Source organism: Gluconobacter sp. OJA (assembly GCF_039638325.1).
GTDB lineage: Bacteria > Pseudomonadota > Alphaproteobacteria > Acetobacterales > Acetobacteraceae > Gluconobacter > Gluconobacter cerinus.
Genome location: NZ_JBDIWI010000001.1, coordinates 1,960,488 through 1,981,756, shown reverse-complemented (window position 1 = coordinate 1,981,756; position 21,269 = coordinate 1,960,488). Strand labels below are relative to the sequence as shown.

Sequence of the window (21,269 nt, the reverse complement as noted above, 5' to 3'; positions counted from 1 at the left end):
TATATCTAGGGGCGAATTTTGAGCGCAAAAATGCTGTTGCCATAGTTGGTTCTCAATTTTTCTGGGGTGTCGTTCAGCCGACCAGAGTGTCGTACAGAAGCTTGAAGTTCAGGATGAGGATAAGGCCCGCGACGATCCATGACAGTGCGGTCATGAAGCGGTTGATTGTGAATTCGCCCATCTTGCGACGGTCAGACACAAACATCACAAGGGGAATGACTGCGAAAGGAAGCTGAAGGGACAGGATGACCTGACTGGCCATCAGCAGAGCGCCTACGCCATGGCTTCCGTAGAGCACAGTTACCACCGCGACGGGAATGATCGCCAGGCCGCGGGTCAGCAGTCGTCTTGCCCAATGCGGGATATGGAGGCGGAGGAAGCCTTCCATAATAATCTGGCCGGCCAGTGTTCCGGTAACGGTTGAGTTTGTGCCAGCAGCCAGCAGTGCCAGTGCGAAAAGCGTAGAGGCTATCCCGAGCCCAAGAATGGGGGAGAGAAGATGATAGGCATCTTCGATCTCGGCCACATTCTGGTGGCCTGTTTCATGAAAAGCTGCGGCTGCCACAATGAGGATGGCCGCGTTGATGAATAGCGCGAGCATGAGGGCAATTGTGCTGTCCCATGTTGCCCACCGAATGGCATCACGACGTCCAACGGGCGTTCGCTCATAGGCTCGCGTCTGTACGATAGACGAATGCAGATACAGGTTATGCGGCATGACCGTGGCACCGATAATGCCAATCGCAATGTAGAGCATTCCAGGCGTGGTCACGATTTCCGGCGTCGGAATAACGCCCTTCAGGATTGCTGCAACGGGTGGTGTGGCCGCAACGAGCTGTACCCCAAAGCAAAGCGCAATGATCGAGAGAAGGCCGATGACAAAAGCTTCCAGATACCGGAAGCCGCGGCCCATCAGCAGAAGAACTATGAAGGCGTCCAGAATGGAGAGGAGCGCGCCACCCAGAAGAGGGAGGCCGAAGAGCAGTTGCAACGCAACGGCCGTTCCAATCACTTCAGCCAGATCACACGCGATAATCGCTAACTCGCATGCCAGCCAAAGCACTACGTTCAGCGCAGGCGGAAAATGGTCACGGCAGGCTTGCGCCAGATCCCGACCGGTGGCGATGCCAAGGCGTGCAGAGAGAGCTTGGAGAAGGATCGCCATCAGGTTGGAAAGCATGATGACGCAGAGCAGCGTGTAGCCGTACTGAGCGCCTCCTTGCAGGTCCGTCGCCCAGTTTCCTGGGTCCATATATCCAACTGACACCATGTATCCGGGCCCAACGAACGCGAGGAATCGCTTCAGCCACGTTGTTGACCCTTCAGGAACCCGAACGCTTGAAAACACCTCAGGCAGGCTTGGTCGTTCCGCATCGTCATGACGCGAAAAGCGCCAGGCTTTGCTGGGGGCGGACTTCTGGGTGGAGGCATCGGAGCGTTGGTCGGACATCAGAATGTCATTCAAGCTTGGAACCGCAAAATATGCAATATGCTATATTCATGAACATTGTCTTATTTTTCTTCCAAAGAAGATCGCTCAGAGGTCTCTGGAATTAACAGGAAGAATGTTTTATTCGGTCGGGAATAATTGATTGAGCGGTTTTCTTGAGAATGGAACAGAAGAAGAAAAAGCAGAAATCCCTGGTGGACATGCAACTCCACTCAGAAGGGTTCAGGGCCAATCGAGCTGCCAGGCAGAAGGTGCTGGTAGAAGATTATGTCGAGCTGATTTCTGATCTTCTGGCTGAGGGGCAGGAAGCGCGCCAAGTCGATATTGCCGGTCGTCTTGGTGTGTCTCAGCCAACGGTGGCTAAGATGCTGGCTCGCCTGTCAACGGAAGGGCTGGTGACACAAAAGCCGTATCGGGGCGTTTTCCTGACGGATGCTGGCCAGCAGATGGCGCATAAGGCCCGTCATCGGCACGGAATTGTGGAGGCGTTTCTGTTGGCGTTGGGAATTAGTGAGGAAAATGCCCGGATCGATGCGGAGGGCATCGAACATTATGTTGGTCCGGAAACTCTTACCGCTTTCGAAACTGCGCTTAAAAAAGGGCTAGCGCAGTTTTCGTCGACCAATACTGTCGATGCAAAGTTACGCTGAGGCCGACATTACGTGAGATGGCATTTTCCCTTGAAGCGACAAATGGAGCAAACCACAGTCGCAGAGGGATCATCGTTAAACAGACATCCTTTGGACCGTTCCATGGCATAGCCTTTGGGAGGGGGATTATTCTGGAAAGTGTCCACGATCTTACTCATCCAGAGCTTTAGTCGCTCAGGGACGTGGTCATGGTTATCGAGCCACCATTCGACATCGCTTTCAGGGCGATCAATCTGGATGGCCAGATCTGCAGGTGTCCATCTCGTGACACTCAGGAAATCGTTTAACGTAATGCCGCACATTTCAGCATCTCCTGTGTCTCAAAGAAGCTCTCACGCCGTGATACGCGAAGCCTGCTTTTTTCGTCAATATATCGTTAATTTCGTTTTTTCAGAATGTGTTATTTTTTGAAACATCGTGCCAGAAATGGTTCTGATTGGCGGTAAAGCGCCATTCCATCCCAGATACCCATGGGCGGTAAGCTGTGTTGAGGGTTTCTGTCAGATCGTGCCTGCATCCAGGGTGTATGACCGTCAGGTGCAGCAGGAATTTTATGTGTCTGGCTTGAATTTATGTTCGCGGGTTTGTGAAGATTAAGTCGGCGCCAGAGAGCTTCCATTTTCTGAATGGAGGTAGAGGCGATGCAATACTCACTCCGATTCTCGTTGATTTCTGAGCATATGCGGTGCTCAACCGGGACGACACTGTCACAAGCCGTCAGGGGTGCCGGTGTGGGCGATAGCGTCAGGGTGCAGTGTCTTACTTCGAAGACTAGCGGACCGCTAATGGGCCTGAGGCAGCGCGAGAAGAGCATAATGCACTGCCGTCGTTTCAGTATTTAACTGCGCTACGGCATCTTTGTCGGAATTTTGTCTGCGCAGCTGCGTTGCTATTCTGGGCTGTGTACTGTCGCCGTTAAATTCCTAGCCACATGTTTCGACGTGAATTCCGTCCTGAATAAGTGCTTTGCGAATAGCGGGCTTCAATTGGGAGTCTGTCAGAACAACGTCGAAATCGCTGAGTGCGGCGAGGCGGTGGAGGCCGCCTTTTCGAAATTTTGTGCTGTCGACCAATAGTACGGTCTGATCCGCGATTTGCATCAGTGCCTGTTTGACCTTCACAACGTCCTGATCGTTCTGAAACGCCGTTTCGTTGTGAATGATCGACGTGGAAAGAAACATCGTATTGGCGCGAAGCGATTTTGCAGCCTGCTCACAGACCAGACCAAAAAAGGCGTTCCGAGGCTGGTTATAGTCGCCCCCCAGGCAAATCAGTTTCAGGTTGGGATAGGGAGCAAGTGCCTGAATGACGCCTACGGCATTCGTAATGATGGTCAGGGGCGCGAGAGCCGGAAGGAGCGGCAGCATCGCTGCGACCGTCGTAGAGTCGTCCAGAACGAGAATTTGTTCCGGCGTAATCATCGAAATGGCCCGCTGAATAATTGATTCTTTCAGGTCAGGCGCGCGTGATTTTCGGAAATTGACTGTTTTTTGAGTGACGACACGATTCTTGAGAACAATGCTGCCGTGCAGTTTGTCGATCAGGCCCTGCGCTGCCAGTGCGTGAGCATCACGGTGAATTGTCATCCTGCTGACGTCAAAACGCTCAGACAGATTCTCAATTGTGGCACTTCCTGTTTCCAGAAGGACGTCGAGGATCTGTTGCTGACGGGCACTGTTATCCCGGCGTTTGCTGAGAAGGACGGCGGGAGAGGTAGCTGGAACGCCCGAACCATCAGTCATCTGTCAAAAAGATCCTTGTCACCGGGTAAGGCCAATTATGGCATCGCGACATCTACATACCAGCGCTGACCAAATTTGTAATGTTCTGATCGGCTCTGTGGTGTGCTTTTCACGGGATTAATCACACAAAGATTCTTGACGCTACGAAAGTGATATTTATCACATTGACGAAGGCATGATAACACTTATATCACCTAATAATAACATTTATGGTGTTATCAGTTGGGCGATTTGCTAAAGCTGATGGCGAGAATGTCCGGAGGGCGAAATGCGCCAGGATTTCACGATCGGGATCGATTGCGGTTCTACTACGACGAAGGCTGTCATCTTCTCGAAGACAGGTGGAATTGTGGGGACTGGCCGTCGTCGTGTTCCCCAGCATACGGATGAACCCCGCCACGTTGAGCGGGATATGCATGAGGCTTGGCAGGCTGTTGTAGAGGCAGTCCGGGAAGCTTTGGACGTTTCTGGACTGAGCGGTGAGGATATTGCTGGCGTTGGGGTCACTGCGCACGGTGATGGACTTTTCGTTCTTGACCGCTCAAGTCAACCGTTAGGCCGTGGGATTATGTCGCTCGACAGTCGGGCCACAGAAATTCATGATGAGTGGAAGCGGGAAGGGCGGCTGGAAAAGATCGTCCCTATCGCCGGGCAGCGTCCGTACCCTTACTCCGCAACAACTCTGCTGGCCTGGATGAAGCGCCATCAACCTGATCGTTATCAGGCCATTGGTACCGTCTTTTTTGCCAAAGACTGGATCCGGCTTTGTCTAACCGGGGAAATTGCGACAGATCTGACAGAGGCCAGCACATCTTTCACAGATCTCTACACGCAGGACTACAGCGACAGCATCCTTGAGGCGTTGGATCTGCGCGAAATCCGCGGTGCGCTTCCTAAAATGCTACTGTCCTGTGACCAGGGTGGAACGATCACGGCAGAAGCTGCTCGTGCGACCGGCCTACGCGAAGGAACGCCGGTTTCCGTCGGGCTGCATGATGTAACAGCCGCCGCCGTGGGGTCAGGCTACACGCGGCCGGGCGATCTTTCGATCACGGCGGGCACTTTTTCTATCAATGAAATTTTCCGCAGTCGCCCTGTCATAGGCGATGGCTGGTCCTGCCGGGCGGGTTATCGCCGTGGATTGTGGAACTGCATGGCCATCTCGCCTGCATCGTCCAGTAATCTGGAATGGCTCGCGCGCATGCTTCTTCCAGAGGAAAAAGAGGCAGCTCAGGTTCTCACTAAGGAAGTTGAGGCAAAGCTTGGGCGTTCTCGCGGCGAACGACCGATACCGCTGTATCATCCGTTTCTTTTTGGATCGCCTTACGAAGCGCCAGCAAGTGCCTCTCTGTTTGGGGTGCAGTCCTGGCATGATCGAGCGGATCTGTTTCAGGCGATGATTGAGGGAACAATCTTCAACCATCGCGAGCATGTTGAGACCCTGCGTCAAACAGGGGATGTGCATCGCCTTGGTGTCTCGGGCGGCGGTAGCAGTCAGGCCTCTATTGCCCAGATGTTTGCGGATATTCTCAATATGCCCGTCGAAATTTCCAGCGTTCGGGAGGCTGGAGCCTTGGGCGCGGCTCTGACGGCAAGTGTTGCTGTTGGGCTTTATGGAAATCTTGAGGAGGCTGTGGCTGCTCAGGAAATTCCTATGAATGTCTATCAGCCGGACCCCGCTCGCGCACGGATCTACGAGGGTATTTACCGCCGATACGTTGCATTGACGCTGGCGATGAAACCTTTTTGGTCCGGTCTGTATGAGGCCGGTAGTGAAGTCAGTAGAGCCCCGGAAACCCCGGTGGGGTCCGTCTTGAATTATGCGCTCTCAGCCGAAATCGCGAAGGAAATGCATTCGTGAAGACACTTTCAGCCGTGCCGGATAATGCCGAATTTGATGTCGTCATTATCGGGGCTGGCATTAATGGCGCTGGCCTGTTTCGTGAACTGGCCCTTCAGGGCGTGAAGACGCTCATTCTGGATCGAAGCGATATCTGTACAGGGGCATCCTGTGCACCCTCCCGCTTGATCCATGGTGGGATCAAGTATCTGGAAACGGGCGAGTTCAAGCTTGTGGCGCAGTCGACGTTGGAGCGAAATCTGCTCCTGCGGAATGCACCGCATTTCGTTCGGCCATTGCCGACTGTTCTGCCGATCCGCACATGGCTTGGAGGGATCGTCACATCATTTCGTCGCTTCCTGAACCTTGACGGCAAAATGACGGATCGTGGCGCGCTGGTTCTGGAAGTCGGGCTTCAGATTTATGATTTCCTGGGGCGCCGCGCTCGCGTCATGCCACGACATTCCCTTTCCCTCAGCCAGAAAACGCGCCGTGAATGGCCCCATATGGCGAAGGATGTTGTCGCAACAGCACAGTATTACGATGCTGCGATCACGCAGCCTGAACGCCTCGGATATGAATGCGTGCAGGATGCGCTGGAAACAGCTCCCAACTGTGAGGCGGTAACCTATGTTGTCCCCGAGACTGTCCAAAGCGGACAACTCGTCCTGCGAGACGTGCTCACCGATGAAGTAAAAACGGTAAAGGCGCGTGTTCTGATTAATGCGGGCGGCGCGTGGATTGATCAGATCAATACGATCCTGGGTAACCCGACAAAATATATTGGCGGGACAAAAGGGTCTCATCTGCTGTTGAAGCATGATGACCTGCTCCGGGAACTGAAGGGCCGGATGGTCTATTTCGGGACGCCGGATGGACGGATCTGTCTTGCATATCCGTTTTTTGGTCATGTCCTGGTTGGCTCTACCGATATCCGGATCGACGATCCGGACAAGGCTGTCTGTACGGACGAGGAGCAGGATTACATGCTGCGGATGCTGGCTGATCTGTCCCCCGGTTTCCATATCGGAAGCGAGCAGGTCACTTACCGTTATAGCGGTGTTCGTCCGCTACCAGCCACCAATGCTGCCGATCCTTCTGCGATCAGTCGTGATCACATCGTTCATGAAGACAGGGTGGGTGTAACGCCAGTTCTGTCTCTCGTGGGTGGAAAATGGACGACTTTCCGTGGGTTGGGCGAAGAAGTCGCAGATCGTGTACTGGCGCTGCTGGGGCACCCACGAAGCACATCAACGCAGGAGTTGGCTATCGGCGGCGGCCGTGGCTTCCCGGATGCAGATCAGCACACATCCTATCTGGACAGGTTTGCGAGTTCTTTTGGGTTGCCGCGCCCGCGTGCTTCCGTACTGCTGGATCGGTACGGAACGCTGGCCAGAAAGATCGCGGGATTTTGTCAGGAGGCAGCAGATGCTCCTCTTCGGACGCTCCCCTCCTACACACGTCGTGAACTGATGTTCATTGCTGAAAATGAGCTGGTTCGCCGTCTGTCGGACGTTCTTTACCGCCGTACGACCATTGCACTCAGTGGCGCCATGACGCCGGCAGTCGTGCTGGAAGTTGCAAATATCATTGGAGGAACGCTGGGCTGGGATGAGCGGGAAGCCGCACGTCAGGCTCAGGACGCCTGGAGGGAGGGGCAGCAGCAGCACAACCTTCAGGGTGAGTTCCCTCTATCGGCTGAAACCCCGGAAATTCTGAAAGCTTGAGCCATGAACCGTTACGAAGAAAAAATTGCACGCATGCGCGCTGGCAAAGACACGCGTTATGATTTCATCCTTGCTGACGCCAAGGACTCAGATATGGCAGCCGGGATCAGTGCGATGGGTAATCGCCGCAATCCTAGAGCCGGACAGTCTCTGTTCCGCACACGGCCGCAATATCTGTCAGAGATCCAGTCTATTATCCGTCAGGATATTGTGGACATCATGCTGACCTCGGTCTCTATTTTGGAAGATCTGCTGGAGCGTGATGCGTTTGACGGGACCAAAGTTAAGACGGCAATTCGTGCTAACGATACGACAGACCTGTGGCGTGGACGGGGAGGGCATTATCGCTCCCAGAAGTCTGTTCCGTTTCGCTCCGCGTCACTGGAGCGGGCGCAGACAAACCTTGGCCTCTATTCGATGACGTTTAACGGCGATGTTGACCAGGATACGCTGGCGCTGGAAGAGTTCGCTCGGTTCCGCGAAGAGGCCAAGATCAACGGGTTTTCTTATTTCCTCGAAGTCTTCAACCCAAATGAAGGGCATATCGCTCCTGAAGATTTCGGAGTGTTCCTGAATGATATGGTTACCCGTGCGCTTGCGGGTCTTCGCAAGGAAGAAAAGCCTGTCTTCCTGAAGGTGCCGTTTAATGGCAGCGAGGCGTTTGCGGAACTGTGCGAGTACGATCCAAGCGTTATCGTCGGGATTATGGGCGGTGGAAGCGGCACGACGCGTGACTGTCTGGAGCTGATTCATCAAGCCCAGAACAGTGGTGCCAGAGCTGCATTGTTTGGTCGCAAGATTGTGGATGCAGCGGACCCGCTCTTGCTGATTGAAGCGATGCGTCGCGTCACGGATGGAGACCTCTCTCCTAACGAAGCTACGCATTTCTATCATGATGGTCTTGCCCGGAAGGGCATTGCCACCCTGCGCCCAGCGGATGCCGATAGTCAGGTGACGGAAAGCGTTCTGCTGGAGCGGGCAGCTTAAAAAAACTCGCAGAGGCAATAAAGTTCCTGTTTTCAGCGTCTTCGTACCTGCCTTCAGATCTTTGCTGGAGAGCAGGTACGGAGAGTTGAATTGAAAATATCACTCCCTTCGGAACTTCATGTCTTTGGAGTGTTATGATTTAACGCTAAACATGGCTTAGGTTTAGCGATCAAGATTCGATGGTCGCTGCCTTCTTGTCGGGAGATGAATGGTGACTCGCAAAACGGTCTGGATCGGTACGAACTGGAAGATGAACAAGGGACCTGCCGAGGCCTTGGCTGCTGCAGAAGCGCTTAAGGCGTATCGAGCGCCGGATGGCGTGAAGCCGTTCATCATCACACCATTTACGTCCTTGCAGGCTGTTGCGAGCGTTCTGAAAGGTGCAGACGTGCTTGTCGGCGCCCAGAATATGCACTGGGAAGAGAGCGGCTCCTGGACGGGTGAAATTTCCCCCGGCATGGTGAAAGAGTGCGGTGCGGATATCGTACTGATCGGCCATTCGGAACGGCGGCAGCATTTTGCGGAAACAGACTGGACTGTCAGTCGCAAGATGTCCGCGGCCCTTCGCCATGGCTTGCGTCCTTTGCTTTGCATTGGCGAGAGCCTCGAAGAGTATGATTTCGGCGTCACGGCAGAGACACTCTCCCGGCAGCTCAAAATTGCTCTGCATGACGTGGCACATGCAGACCTGCCAAATATTCTGATTGCTTACGAACCGGTCTGGGCCATCGGGGCGGGCGGGCGCGCTGCAGATACCGACTGTGTTGCAAAAGTCCATGCCGGATTGCGGGCTGTTCTGTGTGAGATCGCCGGCAAGGATATCGGCGATCGCGTACCGCTGCTCTATGGCGGAAGTGTTACACAGGATAATGCCCGCAGCTATGTGAGCCAGCCAAATGTGGATGGCGTATTTGTGGGGCGCGCTGGCTGGTCAGTTCCTGACTTCGAAAAGCTGATTGATCGTGTGATCGAGGAAAGAGCACCTGCATGATGCCCGATATCCTTCATGGAAGCCGTGCTTTGTCCGCACGGCGTCAAGCCGTTCTGGATTACGTTACGGCGCATGGCTGTGTTCTGATCCAGGATCTGCTTGTTCAGTTTACCATGACCCGTGCAGCCATGAACCGTGACCTGCACGCGCTTGCGACACAGGGCCTGATCCGTAAAGTTGGTGAAAGCGTTACGACGCTTTCGAATGCTGTAGCAGCAAGCAGCATCATGCTTCGTGCTCGACAGGCTGTGCAGGAAAAGCTTGGTATTACAGCGATTGCTGCTGGCTTGATCGAAGAAGGCGATACGATTGCCTTGGATGACTCCACAACATCGCGGTTTCTATCCGAACGCTTGACAGCAATCGGTCAACTTACAGTCGTGACGAACAGTCTGGGGATCAGTACAAAGATCGGACGGTCTCGTGACATCAGCCTGATAGCACTGGGTGGGCGTTACAATCCAACATTCGATGCATTTCTCGGAGTTTTATGTGAACGCAGCGTTACGTCGCTTCGGATCAACACATTATTCATGTCTACCTCGGCTATTCACGGTCTTTCTGCCTATCATCAGGACGAAGATCTGATCAAAGCCAAGAGTGCGCTCATGAACATGGCTGATCGCCGCGTTTTAATGGTGGATAGTCGAAAATTTGGAATTAGCGCCCTGAATCATCTGGCAAATCTGACGGATTTTGATGCCGTTATTACGGACTCAGGCCTTTCTGGAGAGACTGCTGACAGAATGATGGGGGCAGGTGTCAAATTGCATATCGCAGACATTCCGTCGGCTGACATGCCCATGGCAATGATGGCCTGAAACTGTTTTTTTTGAGTTCAGAAGAATTGTCGCCCGTTAGTTCTTTCTGACGCGTTTTTTACAAAACACCTGGTCTGGGCTTTTATTAGGGCTGGCATTTTCGTGACAGCATCCTGACCAGACCATTCAAAACTAAATACCTCTTATATTGTTTTATATCGGGAGTAACCTGACACAAATAAGAGCAAGGACAGTCCTATGACCCTTAGTCATTGCAGCGGGCTAATTGTTGTGGACAAGAAGGGGGCACAGCTTCTTTTCCTGCATCCTACAACGCTTGAAGTGCTGGATCATATTGGGGGGATGCCAAGTCTCCCGCATGAGCTGGCTATAGATGAGACGCGCGGGCTTGCATTTGTTCCAGCGTATGGGAATGGTTTTCACGGCAACAATCCCATACCAAACCATTTTGTTTCCGTTATAGATCTGTATGCCAGAACAAAAATTTCAGACATTGATCTGACACCCCTTGAGTCACCGCATACATTACGGTTTGGGCCGGACGGGTTGCTGTATGTTTGCTGTGAGAACAGTTCTGCTGTGGCAGTGATTGATCCGGAGACGAAAAGAGTTATCCATATCCTGCAGGCATTTTCTCGCAATGCACACAGGCTTACCATCCTTCCGCAGCGTAAGCTGATCGTCACGGAAAACGAAGAAGATGCGACACTGACTGTTCTTCGTATTGGTGATGACAGCGTCAGGCGCACGATCGTTCTGCCCGCGCCCTCTGCTGGCATCGATCATCTGCCGGATGAAAAATTCCTGGTCGTCAGTAATGCGCTCAAACCAACTTTATTTCTTATTGATGTGGATGCGGGAGAGCTGCGTCAGGAAGTTGAACTGAAGCATCATCATAAAAGTGCGCAGGTTGTACGCGTTAGTCCCGATGGGAAATGGCTTCTGGTTATCGGAGATTTCGAGCCGATTGTGACATTGATCAGTCTGCCACAGTGGGACCAGTACCCGGTTCCTGTGGGGCAAAAGCCAATGGACGCTGCTTTCCGTCCAGACGGAACAACTGTGCTTGTCGCAAATGAAGATGACGGGACGTTAACTGAAATCCAGCTTTCCAGTCGGAAGGTACTGCGAACAGTGAAAGCTGGGGTTGGGTGCGAGACCCTTGGTTTTTTTTGAAACACCGTGACGTGTTCTGGCGTGGGCCACGGTGCTTCAGAACGGGTTTCTGACGTTTAGAAATTGATAAGCGTCGTGACTTTGAAGCTACGGCCAGGCTGTGTGTAATAGGACTTGGGAACACTGATGCTGTCAGGCACATCCAGTGCATTATAATAACGCTTGTTGAACATATTATACATTCCAGCCTGAACACGGAGGTTCGGGAAGAATTTCGGTGAATACCAACCCGTCAAGTCGAATAGTGCATAGCCCGGTGTCTTATTTACATTAGACGCCATGTTCTGCACCTTGTTACGTGCAGCCGCGAATGTCGTGGAGAAATTCGCGCCCCAGTGCTCTCGGTTATAGGCAACGCCCACAATTCCGCGGAATGGTGCAACGGAGTTCAGGTGCACATGCTCATCGGTATCCTGACCATCAGAATAGGCAAGGGACGTCCATACCTGCCAGTAATTGGCGAAAGTCCAGTTAGCGCGTGCTTCTACGCCGTAAATACGGACATGCTGTCGATTAACGTATTCGAAAACACCAAACGGGTAATATCCGCCGATGCCGGCTGCTGAGGCCGTTGTCGTGATCGTATCGATGAAATTGTGATAGTAATTATCGAAGAACGAAACTGTGGCGCCTCGTTTGGAATCTCCATATCGCGCGCCAACTTCCCAGCCACGACTGGTTTCAGGCTTAAGGTTCTGGTTTCCGATTGAGACGTAGCTGCCTGTACCACCATAGGTCAGATACATTTCTGTCGCAGACGGAGCACGGAAAGCCTGGGAGTATTGTCCGTAAAGTGTGAGGTTTTTCAGGACCCGAGCTTCGACCAGAACCTTCGGGGAATAATGCGAGCCACTGGCTCCGTTTGGTGTGCCTTCATACGCTGCATTCTTGGTGTAGCTGGGTGTGTCCTGTGGGCTACGTCTGTAGTGATCGAAGCGGAAGCCTGGCGTGACGTGCAGCCATTCCATTTTCCCGAAACCAATACGATCCTGAACAATTGCCCCGAGATCAGTTCCGTGAACGTCGGGCATATCAGACTGGTTTACATGCAAGAAGCTGCACGCATAGACCTGTGCCGTACAATTATCGAGACCAGCAGCATACTGGCTTGTGTCTGTGATGTAGGCTTCTCCGCCAAGGGTAATCACATGGTGAAATGGGCCGGTGAAAACATTGGACGTAATTGAGCCCGTCGTTCCATAGGACTGAACAGCGAGGTTACTGTCCCGATCATATTCGCCAATGGGCGATGTCAGACGATTGGCGGCTGTATCTGTGATTGAGTTGACCTTCTGCCAATAAGCAATGAGATGCGCTTCGCTGATAAAGGCCGTTGGCTTCTCAGATTTATAATCGTAGCTTCCGGAAACGCGCGTACGCTTGCTTTCTTCCAGTGTGTGATAGCGGCTGTATGTTGAGCTAATACTACTCAGGGTGTTTTCGTTATAATTTCGATCAAATACTTCACCGGTTAAGCCGAAGCGATGACCGCCTTCCACGTATTGGTGAATTTTACCTAGGAAGTTTCCTTGCGTGTAGGAAGCGGGATCTTTGTCTGATCGTGTGGACCCAACGCCGCCTGTGCCGCCCATATTTCCGGTTTGGCTGCCAGTCTGATAGCCGCCCTGAACTAAAATCATTGTATTATGGTAACGTCCAGCAAGGGCCTGATTGAGATATCCACTCTCGCTGGACCCATCATATGTCAGTTTGGTCAGGCCGCCGTATGCCTTGTTGCCTGTCAGAAGGTCTTCCGGGTCAAGTGTCTTGAGTGAAACAACGCCGCCGAGTGCACCTGTCCCGAAAAAGCCAGAGTTCGCGTTTTTGACAATGTCGATCGAGCCAAGAGAATTGAAATCATAGGATGAAACACCACCACTGACACCACGTGCGCCGTCATTCGCCCAGATTGTTCGAATGCCGTCTATGGTGGTGAGAATGCGGTTCTGATCCAGCCCACGCATATTAATGCTGAGATTGTTATTGTTGTAATTCACTCCCGCGTCCACGCGACGAGCATAGTCCGAAATGCTGTCAATCATGCGGGATTGAAGGGTTTTCAGCGTGGTCGTTGTAGTCATGACACGCGGCTTTCCGACAGCACTATAGTCCGCATCCGGATCAACCTTCATGGAATCGATGATGTCTGCAGCAGCCTGCCCTCGAACGTGGAGGGGCTTGAGCTGAACTGTAGGGGCTGCGCCGGTATGTGCTGGGATGCTGTCTGTTTTTGCATCAGTGACTTTCTCAGAGTCTTTGCTCGTCTGGGCTTGAGCAGATGATAAAGCTGCAAAAATGCAGACGAGCGCAGACGTTGCCAGCATGGACTGTCGCAGAAAACGTGTTGGACGAGCGCTTTGCCTGCTCATGGAAACTTACACCCTTAAATGAGAATTGTTCGCATCTAATGGCGATGGAATTTCATGGCGTCAATCTAAATGATAGTGATTCTCATTTTCATTGAAGCGGGTGGATGAATATGCCACACAGAGCCCGCGTCGACTCTTTCCTGTGGGGAAGGGAGCCAACGGTTCAGGCATTCATTTAAGCTGAGATTAAAAGGAGAAATGGCGGATATGAGCGCGTTTTTCACCGACAATACGCTTTCCCTGGCGCTACGGGAAAAGACAAAATCCATTCATGACCGGACCGATCACAAGATCATGTCCATGGGAATTTTTTCCAGTCTGGACGGGTATCGGATCTTTCTTCTGTCTCAGTATGTCTTCCTGAGAGATATGACAAATATTTACGAAAACGAAATGTTACGAAACCTTCTTCCCGATCTTGAGACACGCAACCGGTTTCCCTGGGTGGAAGCTGACATGCGTGATCTGGGTCTGGCAGCCCCAATGGCGCATCGTGGGAACGTGATTCCGTTCAACCCTTCGGTTGCCGTAGGTTGGCTATACGTTGCTGAAGGATCGAAGCTGGGCGCGAATATCCTGTCCAAGATGGCAATGTCTCTTGGGCTGACAGAAAGTTTCGGGGCGCGGCATCTGGCTCCTGCACCGGAAGGTCGGGGCCTGTCGTGGAAAACGTTTAAGGCGGCGATCGATAGCGCTGATCTGGATCGGGCGATTTGTGTTTCGGCTGCTGAGGAGGCTTTTGCCCGCTTCTCCAGCTGTCTGGATCAGATGGCCGCTCTGAACTCAGAGGAGATTTTCTCCGCCAGTCAGAATGAAAGAGTTAGTCTTTAAATGAGAATGACTTTTGATTGCATGATATCGTTTTTTTTCGGTGGCGAATGTCTGCTGATACGAGAAGGGCAGGGGCGATGAATAAATCAGGATTGGAACGCCGCAATTTTCTTGCATTGGTTTGTGCCAGTGCTTTGACGCCATCCTGCCTGCATGCAGCAACCCGGACGGTGACGGACAATCGCGGTCGTCAGGTTGTTCTGGGAGCCGCTTCCAGAATTGCCTGCATTGGGGGAACAATCACCGAGACGCTTTATCGTCTCGGTGCAGCCGATCAAATTGTCGCCGTTGATACGACTTCGACCTGGCCGGAAGCCGCACTGAAAGATAAAAAATCTCTGGGCTATATGCGGGCCATCTCCTCGGAAGGGGTTTTATCCGTCAAGCCGGATCTCATTCTTGCGATGGACGCAGCAGGCCCAGCCGATGCCATGTCTCAGTTGGTGGCGTCAGGTATTCCCATTGTGTTCGTAGATTCAACGCCTTCGCCCGACGCTATTATTGGCCGGACGCAGTTTCTGGCAAAAGTTATGAACCGTGAGCAGGCGGGCACGCAGCTTGTTCAGGATATTCAGCAGAAGTTTTCTGCTCTTAAAGACTGGCGCGACACACATGCTACGTCACCGCGCGTCCTGTTTATTATGCGAATGACGAATAACCGTCCGCTCGCGGCGGGGCGCGGCACGGCTGCCGATGCCGTTATCCGGCTTGCAGGAGGCGTCAACGTTGGAGCAGATCTGCAGGGCTACAAGCTTCTGAACACGGAATCCCTTGTAACCCTGAAGCCCGATATCATTCTCACAATGAACCAGGGGGGCGAGGATATCCGCAAAGCTCTCTTGAGCGATCCCGGATTCAGTTTGACGCCAGCGGGGCAGAAAAAAGCCATTGTGGAAATGGAAGGGGAGCGTCTTCTGGGATTTGGTCCGAGAACGCCCGAAGCGGCGCTGGATCTGGCACGGCTGATGGCGAAAGCGGAGCATCCTGCGTGAGGGCAATGCGCGTGCATGCGGGCTGGATCTTACTATCGCTTCTGCCGCTGCTAATTCTTGTCATGCTAGTCGCAGTCGAGGTTGGTGCAAGCGGGGCAGGCATTGGTACGCTCCTGCATGCACCTGACGTTGCGACCAGAAATCTGGCCTGGATGGTGATCGCGCATATTCGTGCGCCCCGTGTTGTTCTCGCCGCCATGGCAGGTGCAGCTTTGGGGGCTGCGGGTGCAACGATGCAGGGGCTTTTTCGAAATCCATTGGCTGATCCTGGGTTGATTGGGGTGTCTTCCGGGGCTGCTCTGGCTGCTTCATGCGTCATCGTCTTAGGCGTTGATATGGCTCAGTCAGGGTTTCTAAACGGCTGGGCCGTGCCTTTGGCTGGAATGCTGGGCAGCTTTCTCGTCACAATCCTTCTTTACGTCTTTGCGACCCGCGCTGGCATCACCTCTGTCACGACTGTTCTGTTGGCTGGCGTCGCGTTCGGAGCTTTTTCTGGCGCATTGACGGGCATTCTCATTTTTCGCGCCAACGACACGGCGCTGCGAGATCTGACGTTCTGGACTCTTGGAAGTTTCTCAGGGGCAAATTGGGAGCGTATTGGGTTGCTCTCGCCATTTCTTGTCCTTGCAGGCGTGATTGCGACACGTCTCGCTGTTCCTCTGAACGCCATGCTTCTTGGTGAAGCGGATGCTGCTTTGATGGGGTATCCTGTCGAGCGGACAAAACGGCTGGCAATGCTGGGGGTGGCAGCGTCCGTTGGGCCGGTAGTCGCGTTTGTGGGCGCCATTGGGTTTGTCGGCGTTGTGGTTCCTCACCTTGTGAGGTTGGTCACCGGTCCAGACCACCGTCTGGTTCTGCCTGGGAGCGCTCTTCTTGGGGCTATTCTTCTCACTGCGGCTGATACGATTGCCAGACTGGTTGCGGCTCCTGCGGAACTGCCGGTTGGCATAATTACCGCAGCACTCGGAACCCCGGTCTTTGTCTGGCTTTTGAACCGTATTCATGGAGCGGACATTCCATCATGACACTGGAAATTCAGAAAGCCTCAGCCAGAGCGGGTGGTCGTGAGATTGTTCACAATCTTGATCTGGCGCTCGCGGCAGGAGAAATCGTTGCTGTTGTGGGACCTAACGGCGCGGGCAAAAGTACGCTCCTGAAGCTCGCATGCGGTTTGATGCCGTTGCATGGCGGTGAAATCCGCTTTGATGGCTCAAAAATTGGATCGCTTTCTGCGGGCGAACTTTCTCGCCGCCGTGCGCTCTTGCCCCAGGAATGTCCGATGCGTGCGCGCTTCACGTCGCTGGAACTGGTTCTCATGGGGACTGCGATTTCCGGGCAGGGCCGCCCGATGGCTGAACGTGTTGCGATTGCACAGGACACGCTGGATCGCGTCGGGCTGTCATCGTTCATGGAACGCGACATTATGACGTTATCCGGGGGCGAAAGGCAGCGCGTCCATCTCGCGCGAGTGCTGGCGCAGCTTGAGGCCGCAGCGCGGAACGGCGCGCCTGGCTGTCTGTTGCTGGATGAACCGTTGTCCGCACAGGATATGGCACGGCAGCGCCTCATTCTTCAGATTGCAAAGATGCATGCGGCGCATGGTGGAAGCGTGTTGCTGGTTCTTCATGATCTGAACTGGGCTGCGGCCTGTGCTGATCGTATCGTCGTTATGCATCAGGGGCGGATACAGTCACACGGTCTACCCCGTGACATCCTGACTTCTGAACTCCTCCACGACGTTTTTGGGATTCCTGATGGCTGCATTCATCAACATTGCAGCACGGGGCGTCCGTTCGTTGTTCCGCATGATCTCGTCATGCCGGAAGATATCAACAAGAGAGAGACACCATGTATATTGCAATGAATCGCTTCAAGGTACGGCCTGATAGTGAAGATGCTTTTCGGCAGCGCTGGCTGGAGCGGGAAGTCCTGCTGAAGACAGTCCCGGGATTTGTCAGTTTTCAATTCCTGCAGGGACCAGCCAAAGAAGATCATGTTCTTTATGCGTCTCATACGGTCTGGGAATCTTATGAGGTCTTTGTTGGTTGGACACAGTCTGAGCAGTTCCGCGCTGCTCATGCCGGCGCCGGACAAGGCAAAGTGTTGACCGTGGGACCGCCAGTCTTTGAAGGCTTCAAGGTTCTTCAGAATATCGAAATCTGAAATGTCTTTGATGGTGGAGTGATTAAAAAGCGCCACGGGGTCTGTCGCTGACAAAGTTCGTGATTGCGCGTTTTTGTTCGTGTTGTCACACTGCTCTGTAAATCATTTCAGGTCAGTGTACATGAGCAACCCCACCATCAGGATCAACCCTCGTCAGGAACAGATCATCCGACTGGTTCGCAGTCAGGGCTATGTGTCGAACGAGGACATGGCACAGCAGTTCGATGTGGCGGTTCAAACCATTCGGCGTGACATTGGGTTTCTGGCAGAGCAGGGGCTTCTGACCCGACATCATGGTGGAGCGACACCGAACTCCACCATTGAAAATATCGCCTACAATGAACGGCAGATTCTGAACCTGAAGGCCAAGGATGCGATTGGCCGTTGCGCGGCGTCTCTTATTCCTGACCGTTCGTCCCTGTTTATTAATATTGGTACGACAACCGAGGCTTTCGCCCGGTCTCTGGGTGGGCATCGTGACCTGCGGGTCGTGACTAACAACCTCCATGTTGCGTCTCTTATTTCCGGACGGCCTGATTTTAGAACCGTGATCGCAGCGGGAGAGCTCCGTCCCAAGGACGGGGCAATTCTGGGCGCTGCTGCAATTGAGACGCTGGATTCCTTCCGGACAGAATATGGCGTGATCGGCATCAGCGGCATCGCCGACGATGGGACGCTGCTGGATTTTGACCTGAATGAAATTCAGTGTGCCCGTACGATTATCCGAAATTCTCGCCGTGTTCTGCTGCTGGCCGACCATACAAAGTTCAGTCGGCAGCCTATGGGGCGCGTCGGTGGACTGGCAGATATTGACGATCTGATTACCGATCGGCCGGTCTCGGACGCGTTCCGGGCCCTTCTGGAAGCGGCAAATGTGACGCTACATATCGCTCAAACATCACAGTAGTACGCGAAAAAAAGAACACTAATCTGTTATAAATCGAAGAGCCCTCTTTACTTTATCGTTCAATATGCGCGAAAACGAACATCAGATGCTCGTTTTTGAGCGTGGTGGCAGGAGATTGTTATGTCATCGATTCGTGAAGTTTCGCCTTCAAGCCCGCAAAGCGCGCCTTATGACGTGCTTGTGGTCGGTGGGGGCATCAACGGCTGCGGCATTGCCCGTGATGCCGCAGGCCGTGGTGCGAAGGTCATCCTTGTCGAGCAGGATGACCTTGCAAGTCATACGTCTTCTGCCAGCACCAAGCTGATCCACGGTGGTCTGCGATATCTGGAATATTACGAATTCCGGCTGGTGCGTGAGGCCCTGATTGAGCGTGAGCGTCTGTTAAAGATTGCGCCGCACATCATCTGGCCGATGCGTTTCGTTCTGCCACACTCCAAGATGCTGCGTCCTGCCTGGCTGCTACGGACCGGCCTGTTCCTGTACGATCACCTGTGCACGACCATGACGTTGCCGAAAACGCGCGCGGTGAACCTCCGCACGGACGTGACGGGGCGCCCGCTCAAGAGCGAATACGTGCGTGGGTTCGAATATTCCGATGGCTGGGTGCAGGACAGCCGTCTGGTTGTGCTCAATGCCATGGATGCCACCCGTCTGGGGGCCTCCATCAACACGCGCACCAAACTTGTGAAAGCTGAACGTGGGCCACAGCTCTGGACCGCAACGCTTCTTGACCGCGACAGTGGTGAAGAACGGACAGTTCAGGCCAAGACCATTGTGAATGCAGCTGGACCATGGGTCGCAGAGCTTCTTCAGGATCGTGTTGGCGTGCAGAGCCGTAACAAGGTGCGTCTCGTCAAGGGAAGCCACATTGTGGTGCCGCGCCTGTTCGAGAGCAAGCAGGCTTATATCCTGCAAAATCCGGACAAGCGGATTGTGTTCGCGATCCCCTATGAGCAGGATTTCACGCTTATCGGCACGACGGACGTTCCTTGGGAGCAGGACCCTGGCAAGGTTGAAATCTCGGCAGATGAAATCAAGTATCTTTGCGAGAGCGTCAGCCGCTATTTCCAGAAGTCAGTCAGCCCGGATGATGTGGTCTGGACGTATGCCGGTGTTCGTCCGCTTTATGACGACAACTCTGGCAATGCGTCCGCTGTAACGCGTGACTATGTGCTGGATGTTGATGCGTCTGGTGCACCGATCCTGTCTGTTTTCGGCGGCAAGATCACGACGTTCCGCAAGCTGGCCGAGCATGCACTTGAGAAGCTGGTTCCACATCTTCCTGTGCTGGGCGGTCCATCCTGGACTGCTGAGACGCCACTGCCCGGTGGGGATTTTGCCCCGGCTGATTTTGACCGTCAGGTGGCGAAGCTGCAGGCGTACGCGCCTCATCTGGCGCCTTACACAGCCTGGCGGCTCATGCGGAATTACGGTTTGCGGGCGTTTGATATCGCTACGCAGGCAGAAGCCGATATGGGGCAGTGGTTCGGTAAGACACTGAGTGCGCGCGAAGTCGATTATCTGATCGACAACGAATGGGCACGGTCTGCGCAGGACGTGCTGTGGCGTCGCTCGAAGCTGGGTCTGTTCATGACTGATGCCGAGAAAGCCGCACTCCAGACCTATATCGAGGAGCGCGCCGGAACAGAACGTTCGGCCAACTCCGAGACCTCCGGAACATGGCGGCAGGACGTCGCCTGATCTTTCCTTCAATTCTCATGTCGGACATCCGGTCATGTCAGAGAATAAACGCTACCTTGGTGAACTCCTTGCTGAGTTCTTTGCTGTCGCCATCATCATTCTCTTCGGAGATGGCGTCGCTGCCATGTATTCGCTTTACGACCCCAGCCCGTACAAGACGGCCTACTGGGGCGTCTGTATCGTCTGGGGGCTGTCCGTTACAGTTGCGATTTACGCCACCGGTGCAGTCAGCGGCACACACGCCAACCCGGCTGTGACGCTCTCACTTGCGCTCTTCCGTGGGTTCTCATGGAAGAAGGTCGTACCCTACATCGGTGCTCAGGTTCTGGGCGGTCTGGCGGGTGCGGCACTCGTGTACTCGCTCTATGTGCCGGTCATTGACCACTACAATGCGGCTCATGGCCTGACGCGTGCACTGGATGGCGGCTCTGCTGGCGTGTTCTTCACGCATCCTGGCGATTTCATCAGTGTCGCTCATGCCTTCTGGGATGAGGCTGTTCTGACCGGTGTTCTGGTGTTCGGTATTTTCGCCGTGACCTGCCAGTACAATACGCAGGCTCCGCAGGCGAATTCCGGTGCGCTGATCATTGGTCTTCTCGTTGCTATTATTGGTGCGTCTGCCGGGTATCTGGAAGCCTGGGCCATCAATCCGGCTCGTGACTTTGGTCCACGCCTGTTCTGCTTCTTTGCAGGGTGGGGGCAGGCTGCCATTCCGGCTCCGTCCAACTACTGGTGGGTGCCCATTGCAGCGCCAATGGTTGGTGGTCCGATTGGTGCCGCGATCTACCAGTATGGTCTTCGCCCCTTCATGCCTCGGATTTCTGTGGTAGCATCTGCGCCATCATCTGAAGCGCTAAACCTAGCCGAGCCTGTGCTCGTTGTTTCGAACCCTTCCGTACCTGCCTCAACAGGTCCCGTCATCGACAAGGTCTCTTGATCTGTCCGTTTCCGGAGTAAGTAG

Annotated in this window: 19 protein-coding genes; 15 read left to right on the top strand and 4 right to left on the bottom strand. The window is 53.7% G+C overall.

Features of this window, described 5'->3' with window-relative positions:
- Window positions 1-73: 73 nt before the first annotated feature.
- Complete coding sequence (locus ABDK75_RS08995; protein ID WP_346005624.1) at window positions 74-1,450, bottom strand: Nramp family divalent metal transporter; 1,377 nt, start codon at window positions 1,448-1,450, stop codon at window positions 74-76.
- Window positions 1,451-1,611: 161 nt separating this feature from the next.
- Between ABDK75_RS08995 and mntR the strand changes: the two genes are divergently transcribed.
- Window positions 1,612-2,100 carry a manganese-binding transcriptional regulator MntR gene (gene mntR / locus ABDK75_RS08990; RefSeq protein WP_099210153.1) on the top strand — a complete coding sequence of 163 codons (489 nt, stop codon included), beginning with the start codon at window positions 1,612-1,614 and terminating at the stop codon, window positions 2,098-2,100.
- A gap of 8 nt (window positions 2,101-2,108) precedes the next feature.
- Here the strand turns inward: mntR and ABDK75_RS08985 are convergent, their stop codons facing one another.
- Both ABDK75_RS08985 and ABDK75_RS08980 read right to left on the bottom strand, forming a co-directional pair.
- A complete protein-coding gene (locus tag ABDK75_RS08985; protein WP_046899513.1) occupies window positions 2,109-2,402 on the bottom strand; it encodes a hypothetical protein in 294 nt (97 codons plus the stop codon).
- 621 nt (window positions 2,403-3,023) lie between these two features.
- On the bottom strand, window positions 3,024-3,842 hold the full coding sequence (locus ABDK75_RS08980; protein ID WP_046899512.1) for a DeoR/GlpR family DNA-binding transcription regulator: 819 nt from the start codon (window positions 3,840-3,842) through the stop codon (window positions 3,024-3,026).
- A gap of 268 nt (window positions 3,843-4,110) precedes the next feature.
- On the opposite strand from ABDK75_RS08980, the gene ABDK75_RS08975 reads away from it, so the two are divergent.
- From ABDK75_RS08975 to ABDK75_RS08950, 6 genes are all read left to right on the top strand, one after another.
- Complete coding sequence (locus ABDK75_RS08975) at window positions 4,111-5,703, top strand: FGGY-family carbohydrate kinase (RefSeq protein ID WP_346005623.1); 1,593 nt, start codon at window positions 4,111-4,113, stop codon at window positions 5,701-5,703.
- Entirely contained in the window at window positions 5,700-7,409 is a 1,710-nt protein-coding gene (locus ABDK75_RS08970; RefSeq protein WP_346005621.1) for a glycerol-3-phosphate dehydrogenase/oxidase, read from the top strand. The genes ABDK75_RS08975 and ABDK75_RS08970 overlap by 4 nt, the downstream gene beginning before the upstream one ends.
- Before the next feature lie 3 nt (window positions 7,410-7,412).
- A complete protein-coding gene (locus ABDK75_RS08965; protein WP_346005620.1) occupies window positions 7,413-8,396 on the top strand; it encodes a hypothetical protein in 984 nt (327 codons plus the stop codon).
- 208 nt (window positions 8,397-8,604) lie between these two features.
- Window positions 8,605-9,387, top strand: coding sequence for a triose-phosphate isomerase (locus tag ABDK75_RS08960; protein WP_099210144.1), 783 nt, complete (start codon window positions 8,605-8,607; stop codon window positions 9,385-9,387).
- Window positions 9,384-10,208: a DeoR/GlpR family DNA-binding transcription regulator gene (locus ABDK75_RS08955; RefSeq protein ID WP_064274112.1), complete on the top strand. Its 825-nt coding sequence runs from the start codon at window positions 9,384-9,386 to the stop codon at window positions 10,206-10,208. The genes ABDK75_RS08960 and ABDK75_RS08955 overlap by 4 nt, the downstream gene beginning before the upstream one ends.
- 198 nt (window positions 10,209-10,406) lie before the next feature.
- Complete coding sequence (locus ABDK75_RS08950) at window positions 10,407-11,345, top strand: surface layer protein (protein ID WP_346005618.1); 939 nt, start codon at window positions 10,407-10,409, stop codon at window positions 11,343-11,345.
- 56 nt (window positions 11,346-11,401) lie between these two features.
- Here ABDK75_RS08950 and ABDK75_RS08945 read toward each other — a convergent pair whose 3' ends face one another.
- On the bottom strand, window positions 11,402-13,669 hold the full coding sequence (locus ABDK75_RS08945) for a TonB-dependent hemoglobin/transferrin/lactoferrin family receptor (RefSeq protein ID WP_346005851.1): 2,268 nt from the start codon (window positions 13,667-13,669) through the stop codon (window positions 11,402-11,404).
- A 252-nt stretch (window positions 13,670-13,921) separates the two neighbouring features.
- On the opposite strand from ABDK75_RS08945, the gene ABDK75_RS08940 reads away from it, so the two are divergent.
- The 8 genes from ABDK75_RS08940 to ABDK75_RS08905 all read left to right on the top strand — a co-directional run bounded on the left by ABDK75_RS08940 (window position 13,922) and on the right by ABDK75_RS08905 (window position 21,245).
- Window positions 13,922-14,545 carry a biliverdin-producing heme oxygenase gene (locus tag ABDK75_RS08940; RefSeq protein WP_086633953.1) on the top strand — a complete coding sequence of 208 codons (624 nt, stop codon included), beginning with the start codon at window positions 13,922-13,924 and terminating at the stop codon, window positions 14,543-14,545.
- 77 nt (window positions 14,546-14,622) lie between these two features.
- Entirely contained in the window at window positions 14,623-15,537 is a 915-nt protein-coding gene (locus ABDK75_RS08935; protein ID WP_346005616.1) for a hemin ABC transporter substrate-binding protein, read from the top strand.
- Between the two features lie 5 nt (window positions 15,538-15,542).
- The gene (locus tag ABDK75_RS08930) at window positions 15,543-16,562 is read left to right on the top strand and encodes an iron ABC transporter permease (protein ID WP_346005850.1); all 1,020 of its coding nucleotides are present in this window, start codon (window positions 15,543-15,545) and stop codon (window positions 16,560-16,562) included.
- Window positions 16,559-17,401, top strand: coding sequence for an ATP-binding cassette domain-containing protein (locus ABDK75_RS08925; protein WP_346005614.1), 843 nt, complete (start codon window positions 16,559-16,561; stop codon window positions 17,399-17,401). Before ABDK75_RS08930 ends, ABDK75_RS08925 begins: the two co-directional genes overlap by 4 nt.
- Window positions 17,386-17,700, top strand: coding sequence for an antibiotic biosynthesis monooxygenase (locus tag ABDK75_RS08920; protein ID WP_346005613.1), 315 nt, complete (start codon window positions 17,386-17,388; stop codon window positions 17,698-17,700). The genes ABDK75_RS08925 and ABDK75_RS08920 overlap by 16 nt, the downstream gene beginning before the upstream one ends.
- 121 nt (window positions 17,701-17,821) lie before the next feature.
- Window positions 17,822-18,607 carry a DeoR/GlpR family DNA-binding transcription regulator gene (locus tag ABDK75_RS08915; RefSeq protein WP_346005612.1) on the top strand — a complete coding sequence of 262 codons (786 nt, stop codon included), beginning with the start codon at window positions 17,822-17,824 and terminating at the stop codon, window positions 18,605-18,607.
- A 120-nt stretch (window positions 18,608-18,727) separates the two neighbouring features.
- Window positions 18,728-20,308 carry a glycerol-3-phosphate dehydrogenase gene (gene glpD / locus ABDK75_RS08910; RefSeq protein WP_346005611.1) on the top strand — a complete coding sequence of 527 codons (1,581 nt, stop codon included), beginning with the start codon at window positions 18,728-18,730 and terminating at the stop codon, window positions 20,306-20,308.
- A gap of 34 nt (window positions 20,309-20,342) precedes the next feature.
- Window positions 20,343-21,245, top strand: a complete 903-nt coding sequence (locus ABDK75_RS08905; RefSeq protein ID WP_346005609.1) for an MIP/aquaporin family protein — start codon at window positions 20,343-20,345, stop codon at window positions 21,243-21,245.
- The last annotated feature ends 24 nt before the right edge of the window (window positions 21,246-21,269 follow it).